At 63.2% G+C, this 7,912-nt stretch carries 5 protein-coding genes and 1 rRNA gene; all 6 read right to left on the reverse strand.

Annotation, left to right across the window (positions count from 1 at the left end):
- Nucleotides 1-19 precede the first annotated feature (19 nt).
- Complete coding sequence (qhpG, locus tag F8N80_RS05685; RefSeq protein ID WP_150783391.1) at nucleotides 20-1,318, reverse strand: flavin-dependent monooxygenase QhpG; 1,299 nt, start codon at nucleotides 1,316-1,318, stop codon at nucleotides 20-22.
- On the reverse strand, nucleotides 1,315-1,992 hold the full coding sequence (gene qhpE / locus F8N80_RS05690; RefSeq protein WP_150749018.1) for a subtilisin-like serine protease QhpE: 678 nt from the start codon (nucleotides 1,990-1,992) through the stop codon (nucleotides 1,315-1,317). Before qhpE ends, qhpG begins: the two co-directional genes overlap by 4 nt.
- The gene (locus F8N80_RS05695; RefSeq protein WP_150783392.1) at nucleotides 1,982-3,700 is read right to left on the reverse strand and encodes an ABC transporter ATP-binding protein; all 1,719 of its coding nucleotides are present in this window, start codon (nucleotides 3,698-3,700) and stop codon (nucleotides 1,982-1,984) included. Before F8N80_RS05695 ends, qhpE begins: the two co-directional genes overlap by 11 nt.
- Nucleotides 3,700-5,604 carry a sigma-54-dependent Fis family transcriptional regulator gene (locus tag F8N80_RS05700; protein ID WP_150749016.1) on the reverse strand — a complete coding sequence of 635 codons (1,905 nt, stop codon included), beginning with the start codon at nucleotides 5,602-5,604 and terminating at the stop codon, nucleotides 3,700-3,702. The genes F8N80_RS05695 and F8N80_RS05700 overlap by 1 nt, the downstream gene beginning before the upstream one ends.
- Before the next feature lie 130 nt (nucleotides 5,605-5,734).
- Nucleotides 5,735-7,627 (reverse strand): penicillin-binding protein 2, encoded by a 1,893-nt coding sequence (gene mrdA / locus F8N80_RS05705; protein WP_150749015.1) that lies wholly within the window; start codon nucleotides 7,625-7,627, stop codon nucleotides 5,735-5,737.
- Nucleotides 7,628-7,786: 159 nt separating this feature from the next.
- Nucleotides 7,787-7,902, reverse strand: a 5S ribosomal RNA gene (gene rrf / locus F8N80_RS05710).
- Between the last annotated feature and the right edge of the window lie 10 nt (nucleotides 7,903-7,912).

A 7,912-nucleotide genomic window follows, 5' to 3' on the forward strand; every position in this document is an offset into this window, starting at 1 on the left:
TCAGCCTGCGCGGGACGCATCAGTCAGGCTTGAATCCCTGGGCCAGCAACCAACCACGAACCACCCGCCCCTGCTCTACCGTCAACCCCGCCAACGCCTGTTCCGCTGGCTCTGTACGCAACCGCCGCACCAACGGCGCCAACTCAATCCCTTGCACATGCCAGATGCCCAATGGCTGATCGGCCGTGATCACCACCTCGGCCTCATCGACAAAGCCATCCCTGAGCACCGGCGCGCGCTCGATCCTCAGCGCGTTGAAATCCGCCTCGGCATGGGCGACCACGGCATCCGGCCACTGTCGCCGCGCCTGCCAGAACGGTTGCTGCAACCAGCGCTGTTCATCGGCGTAAAAATCGCGCCCGATCCGCGCAAATCGCAAAAACAACTGCTCCACCCGCTGCTGATGAAACCGTTGGGCCAGGGCCGCTCGTTCAGGTTTTCGCAACAGCGTGTTGATCACCGTGGGCGCCTGTAACGCCGAAGACAGCGACTGGAAAATCCCGTTGCCCGACAGCGGATCCACCGCCATTGCCGCATCGCCGACCCGAATCCAGTGAGCGCCACAAACCTGTGGACACACAATCGCCGTGCTGCTGCGAGCATGCAGCTGTAGATCGTCCTCAGGCCCCGCCGCAAAAAATGACTGGGCCAACGCCGAACCCTGGCGCCGTCGACGACAGTAATCGAGCAATGTCGCCTTGCCTGGCAACCGGGCACTGGCCACGTCGACCGTCCATTGCCAGTAACACTGACCGTCGGCCCGCCGCGCCATCCAGGCCCAGCCGTCTTCCAGGCTTTCCACGGCGCTGGCGGTGATGCCCGGCGTGCCTTGCCAGCGATTGAGCAGGCTGACCGTCTCCGGTCCGCGCAGGCCCTTGCCAAGCGCTGGCGCCTGACGGCCTCGCGCCTCCACCAGAAAATCCGCCAGCAGTGCCGGACGCCCTTCGAGCTCGATCCGATGTCTCGACCCCGACGGGTGAACCGTCAACACTCGACCTTCGATCAGCTCGACACCCGCCAGACGCAGGTCCTCACGCAGTCCTCGATCAAAGCTTGGGCGATCCAACAGATATTCAATGTTTTGCGCATGCTGCTGGCCGTTCCACGACACCTGGCGTTGGGAAGGCAAAGCCGCATCTTTCAGCGCCTGATTCAACCCGGCGCCGCGCAACGCCTCGAGCACCCGCACGGAAACACCTTCCAGCGCGGCAAAGCGCCGCCATTCACTGACCAGCGTCACCGCATATCCGAGCCGGCGCAACCCCAGCGCAACGGCCGCACCCGCTGGGCCGGCGCCGAGAATGACAATCGCCGTCATGCTCCGCTTCGCCGTTCAGGGCCGCGATAACGGGCATTTTCGCGCAACCATTCGATGACCTCTGGGTTGCTAGCCTCGGGATGCGCCACCAGGAAACTGGCAATGTGCCCGCTCAAGGCAGCACACCCCAGGCTGGCGCCAGACTGACCCGGATACGTCCCATGCACACAGGCCGCGAAATCCGCCTGAGCACTGTCGAGCCACGACCACTCCTGTTCGGCGCACCGCGCATCGCCGGTGACCCGCAGCAACTGTGGATAATTCGCCGGGAACACGCCCTCGCCCTGGGCCGGACTGGACGCACACAGCAGAATGCCCCGAGCCACCGCCGCGGCGCAGGCTTCGCGCAACAGGCTGCGGTCCTGACGCAGACCCAGGCTCAGATTGATCAGGCGCACGTCCTGCGCCACCAGCCAGTCGATGGCCGTGGCGATCTGCAAGGCGCTGGTGACACCCCGCCGGTCGAACACCTGGCCCACGCAAAATACCGCCGCCGGTGCCCGCCGACCGATGGCCTCGATCACTGCGCTGCCGTGGCCGAGCGGATCGTCACGCAAATCACTTTCTGCCAGCCCGTCTGCCAGCAACGAGAATCGCCGCCCGGCGACCACCTGCACCCGCTGCGCCGCCGAGTGACCGCTGTCCACCACGCCAATGCGCAACTCAGGCTTCATGCAGCACCGTTTTCGACGTCAGCACACCGTCGAGCAATTCAAAGCGCAGGTCGGCATCGGCCAGGGTCGAGGGGCGATGGCTGATCAGGATTCGCGTACGGCCGGCAAACAGACGGTCGATGGCCTCGATCACTTCGCGCTCGGTGGCTTCATCCACCGCCGAGGTGGCCTCGTCCAGCACCAGAATCAGCGGGTCCTGCAACAACGCCCGGGCAATGGCGATGCGTTGTTTTTGCCCGCCGGACAATTGTTGGCCGCGCTCGCCCAAGGGACTGTCGAGGCCTTCAGGCAACGACGCGATCAGGCTGTCGAGTTGCGCCAGCCGCGCCACTTCGGCGATCGCTTCGCGACTGGCATCCGGTACGGCGTAGGCCAGGTTGTCGGCGAGGCTGCCACGGAACAGCACGATGTCCTGACTGACCACGGCAATTGCCCGACGCAGCTGGAACAGGTCCAGCTCACGCAAGTCGACCTCGCCCAGCAACACCCGGCCGGACTGCGGATCGTGATGCCGTTGCAGCAGGTCGATCAGGGTCGATTTACCGACCCCGGAGCCACCGCTCAGGGCGACTTTCAAGCCATAGGGGATGCACGCTTCGATGCCGCGCAACGTCGTTGGGCGACCAGGATGGCTGAAGTGCACGTCGTCGAAACGCAGCTCGCCGGAACTCGGCATCGGCTGCGGCGTAACGGGTGTGAGTACGGTCGGCTCTTCACCACGCAACTCCGTGACCCGCCCCAGGCTGACGGTCATCCGTTGAATCGCGACATACAGGCCCAGCAGACTCTGAACCGGACCGACCGCCATCCCCAGATAGGTGGAAAATGCGATCAGCGCACCCAGTTGCCAGGTGCCTTGCACCACCCAATAACCACCGATCAAAAACGCACAAGCCCTCGATAACGACGTCAGTGTGCCGGGCACGGCCTGGGTGAAGAACTCGGTCACTTGCAGGCGCAGCAGCTGGCTCATATAGCCCTGCCCCAAGGTCTCCAGTCGCCGCGCTTCCCGTTGTTGCTGGCCCGCGGACTGGATGAATTTCATCACCGGCAAGGTCTCGACCATGAACGATGACATGTCCGCCGAGCGCTCGCGCAACTGCCGCACATCGCGTTCGACCTTGCGCCGCATCCAGCGCAGCCAGAGCACGTCGAGGGGAATCAGCACCAGTGCCAGCAACGAGAGCTCCCACGACAGGGTCACCAGCATCGCCACCGCGACCACCAGGCCGATCACGCTCGACACCGCCGAAAACAGCGAATCCACGGCAAAGCGCTGGATCTCCGCGACGTCGCCATCCAGGCGCGACATCAGGTCACCGATGCGCCGCTGGCCGTAGAAACCCGGCGACAGGGTTTGCAAATGCCGATACAGATCATCGCGCAGGGCAAACAGAATCCGCCCGGACAGGCGCGTGTGCAGGTAACGATTAATCCCTGACAGCAGCGTGCCGAGCAGCCCGGCGACGATCATCAGCCCGGCGATCAGTACCAGCACGGGAAAGTTGCGCGCCAAAAGGCCGTCGTCGATCAGCAGCTTGGTCAACCAGGGTTGCACCAGCACCAGCGCCGAAGCGCAGGCCGACAAGCCCAGCAACCCGGCAATCGCCAGCCGATGGGGTCGCACAAAGCTGTAGAGCCAGCGCAGCGCCGCTTGCAGGGCGGCGGGGTTCTGGCTGTCGATCAGCCGCACGATCAGGCGCTGCATCACGAGCGCAACTGTTTGAGCTTGCGATACAGGGTCGCGCGGCTGATGCCCAGGGCGTCGGCGGCGGCCGAGACGTTGCCTTGATGAGTGTCGAGGGCCTGGCGAATCAGCTCCAGTTCGGTTTCGCGAATGCTCCCCGACTGCGGGCGTTCAGTGGCGGCCAACTCGTCGAGCATGCTGTCGGGCAAGTGATCGAGGGTGAGCACGGTATCGCCCGGTTCACGCATGGCCAGCGCGGTGCGCAGGACCATCTCCAATTGGCGGATGTTGCCCGGCCAGTGATAGCCGCCGAGCAAGCGGTTCAAATCGTCATGCAGGACCACCGTCGGCGCGTCGAGTCTGGCCAGCAAGCGACCGACCAGGCCGCTGAAGTCGTCGCGTTCACGCAGCGCCGGAAGCATCACGCTGATGCCGTTGACCCGGTAGAACAGGTCTTCACGGAACTGTTTTTCTTGCACCAGACGCTTGAGGTCGCGGTGGGTGGCGCAGATGAGTGCAACGTCGATGTCTTGCTCTTCGCCAGCCCCCAGGGGAGCGACTTTGCGATCCTGTAGCACCCGCAACAGACGTGCTTGCAGGGCCAGTGGCATGTCGCCGATTTCGTCGAGGAACAAGGTGCCGCCATGGGCCTGTTGCAGACGCCCGATCATGCCGCCACGACGGGAGCCGGTGAACGCGCCTTCGCGGTAGCCGAACAGTTCCGACTCGATCAGGCCTTCGGGGATTGCCGCGCAGTTCACCGCGACGAAGGGTTTGTCGCAGCGGGTGCCGGCCATGTGCAGGGCGCGGGCGATGACTTCCTTGCCGGTGCCGGTTTCACCGAGCAGCAACACCGGCAGCTCATTGGCCAGGCCTTGGCGGGCCATGCGCAAGGCCCGGGCATAACGGACGTTGCTGCCGGCCAGGGATTCGAGGTCCGGTTGGGGTTTGGCGGTCTTGGCGGTAGTGCGCGGTGGCGTGCTGACGTTGATCGACCGCTGCGGCGCACGCAAAGTCTTGTAGAAGAATTCGCCTTTGGCGGTCTGCAGGCTGCCGACCCCGCCCTGATGCAGACGCGATAGCAGTTGCAGGCCATCGACGCCGAGAAACTCTTCGCAGCGTCGACCGACCAGCGCCGAACGCTCGGCATGCAGCAACTGGCAGGCCTGGGCACTGACCGCGAGGATTTGCCCGCCAAGGCTCACCGCCAACAGGCCTTGCCAAGGGGATTCGAGGTATGGCCGGCGGCTGTGGAACGCCAGGACGATTTCGTCCGGATAGCTTGAGTTGAAGATGCGGCTTTCGATCTGGCTGACGGCCATGGCCAGCAACGCGGTGCTGTCATGGACCCGGCCGAGCGGGCCTTCGCGGGTCAGGTCGAGCACGCCGAGGATGTCGCCCTGGGGGCAATGGATCGGCACCGAGGTGCAGGAGAAATCGCTCAGGCGATCGAGGTAATGTTCGCCGCAATCGATCAGCGTTGGCCGGGCTTCCACCAGCGCGGTCCCCAGGGCATTGGTGCCGCGAACGGCTTCGCTCCAGCAGGCGCCGAGGGTGATGTCTTGCAAGCCGCTGCCCTTGAGGCGATCGGCGCGTCCTTCGACGGCCAGGATAGTAGCGTCGGAATTGGCGAGGATGATCAGCCCTTCCTTGCCCTGGCGTTCGGCCAGGTAATCGATCGCCGGCAATGCCGCGTCGATCAGCAGTCGGTTGCTTGCCAACAGCACGTCAAGACTCGCGCTCGATCCCAGCGCCAGTTCGTGCTTGGCATTGAAATGCACGCCATGGCTGAGGCTGCGGCGCCACGACGCGTCGATTTCCGCCCGCAACACACCATCCGGGACTTCGCCCTCGAGATGGAGTTTTTCCCGGGCCAGCCGGGCTTCGCGGTGCAGCGTGGGGGTAGTTGTTTTTATCAGCGTCATCAAGCGCTCCGGATCGGTCCGCTTTGCGCTTATTCAAGTTCAGCGCCCTGGCGCAATCTTTACGTTAACGTCAGGGCGATGGCAAGTGCCTTATGGCACTTGGGTTTCAACCGTTGGACCGAGTTATCGTTCAGACGTGGGGGTCGCCGGGCTTTTTGCTCGGCGTGGCGTATTGCGGCTTCAGGTGGCCATCCCGATCGAGCAGCCAGGCGTCCATGATCTGCCGCACCACGGGACCGGCGACGCGACCACCGGCCTCGCCGTTTTCGATCATCACCGAGATGACGATTTTCGGATGCTCGGCCGGAGCGAAGCCGACGAACAAGGCGTTATCGCGGTTACGCTCCAGGGTTTTCGCCCGGTTGTAGCGCTCGCCCTGTTTGATCGCCACCACCTGCGCGGTGCCACTCTTGCCGGCGATGCGGTACTGCGCCCCCGCCGCTGCCGCCCGGGCAATCCCGCGCGCGTCGTGCATCACCATCTGCATGCCGTGGTTGACCTGCTCCCAGTCACGCGGGTCCTTGAGCAGGATGTTCGGCATCGGATGCTCATCCACTGGTGCGATGCCATCCACGGTCCTGGCCAGGTGCGGCCGGTTCCAGACCCCCTTGTTGGCGATCAACGCGGTGGCCTGGGCCAGTTGCAGCGGTGTGACCTGCATGTAGCCCTGGCCAATGCCGAGGATCACCGTCTCGCCGGGGAACCAGGACTGCCGACGCGTGGCGCGCTTCCAGGCCTGGGACGGCATCAGGCCGGCAGACTCTTCGAACATGTCCAGCGAGACTTTCTCGCCGAGTCCGAACATGGCCATGTAGTCGTGCAGGCGGTCGATGCCCAGCTTGTGGGCCAGGTCGTAGAAGTAGGTGTCGTTGGAGCGCATGATTGCCGCGTCCATGTCCACCCAGCCGTCGCCGCTGTGGTTCCAGTTGCGGTATTTGTGATCGAAGTCCGGCAACTGGTAATAACCCGGATCGTAGACCCGGGTCTGCGGCGTGACCACGCCGGTGTCGAGGCCGGCAATCGCGACTTCCGGCTTGATGGTCGAGCCGGGGGCATAGAGGCCGCGCAGCACGCGGTTGAACAGCGGCCGGTCGATGGAATCGTGCAGCGCCGCGTATTCCTTGAAACTGATGCCCGTCACGAACAGGTTCGGGTCAAAGCTTGGCTTGCTGACCATGGCCAGCACTTCGCCGGTCGACGGGTCGAGCGCGACCACTGAACCGCGACGATCCCCCAACGCCTCCTCGGCGGCTTCCTGTAGTTTTACATCCAGGCTCAGGACGATGTTTTTGCCGGGGATCGGATCCGTGTGCTTGAGCACGCGCAGCACCCGGCCCCGAGCGTTGGTTTCGACCTCTTCGTAACCGACATGGCCGTGCAATTGCGACTCGTAGAACTTCTCGATGCCGGTCTTGCCGATGGATTGGGTGCCACGGTATTCCACCGTGTCCAAGACTTTGGATTCTTTCTCGTTGATACGGCCGACGTAGCCGATCGAATGGGCGAAGTGCGCGCCCATCGGGTAGTGACGTACGAACTGTGGCTCGACGTCGATCCCTGGCAGACGGAACTCGTTCACGGCCAGTACCGCGATCTGTTCTTCGCTGAGTTCGTAGAACAGTGTGACGGGGACGAACGGATGGCGTGCCTGCTTCATGGCCTTGTCGAACAGCGTGCGGTCTTCGGCTGGCAAATGCAGGAGGTTGACCACCTGGTCCAGCTCTTCCTTGATATCGCAGGCGCGTTCGCGAGTGATGGTCAGGTTGAAGCTGGGGCGGTTGTCTGCCAGAACCACGCCGTTGCGATCATAGATCAGCCCTCTGGTGGGGGTGATCGGCAGTACGTGCACGCGGTTGTTTTCGGAGATCGTCGAATGGTAGTCGAACTCGACTACCTGCAGGACGTACAGGCGCACGACCAAGGCGCAGGTAATGGCGACAACGAACAAGGCGCAGGCCATCAGTCGTTTGTTGACCAGACGCGTTTCTTGTTCGTGGTCCTTGATCGGTATCGGTTCTGGCATTTCTGCAGCAGCTCTTTGACTGTAAAGGGGTGCCGATCCCAGGCTTTAAATCAGTCCTTTAAAAAACGAGCTGCACCATACCAAAAAGTGGGCGGTGACAAACAGCGGACAAAAACAAAACCCCTACCTGCAGATGCAGATAGGGGTTTCGGAATTTGATCTTGACGATGACCTACTCTCACATGGGGAAACCCCACACTACCATCGGCGATGCATCGTTTCACTGCTGAGTTCGGGATGGGATCAGGTGGTTCCAATGCTCTATGGTCGTCAAGAAATTCGGGT

This window comes from Pseudomonas fluorescens, from assembly GCF_902497995.1.
GTDB classification, from domain to species: domain Bacteria; phylum Pseudomonadota; class Gammaproteobacteria; order Pseudomonadales; family Pseudomonadaceae; genus Aquipseudomonas; species Aquipseudomonas fluorescens_BK.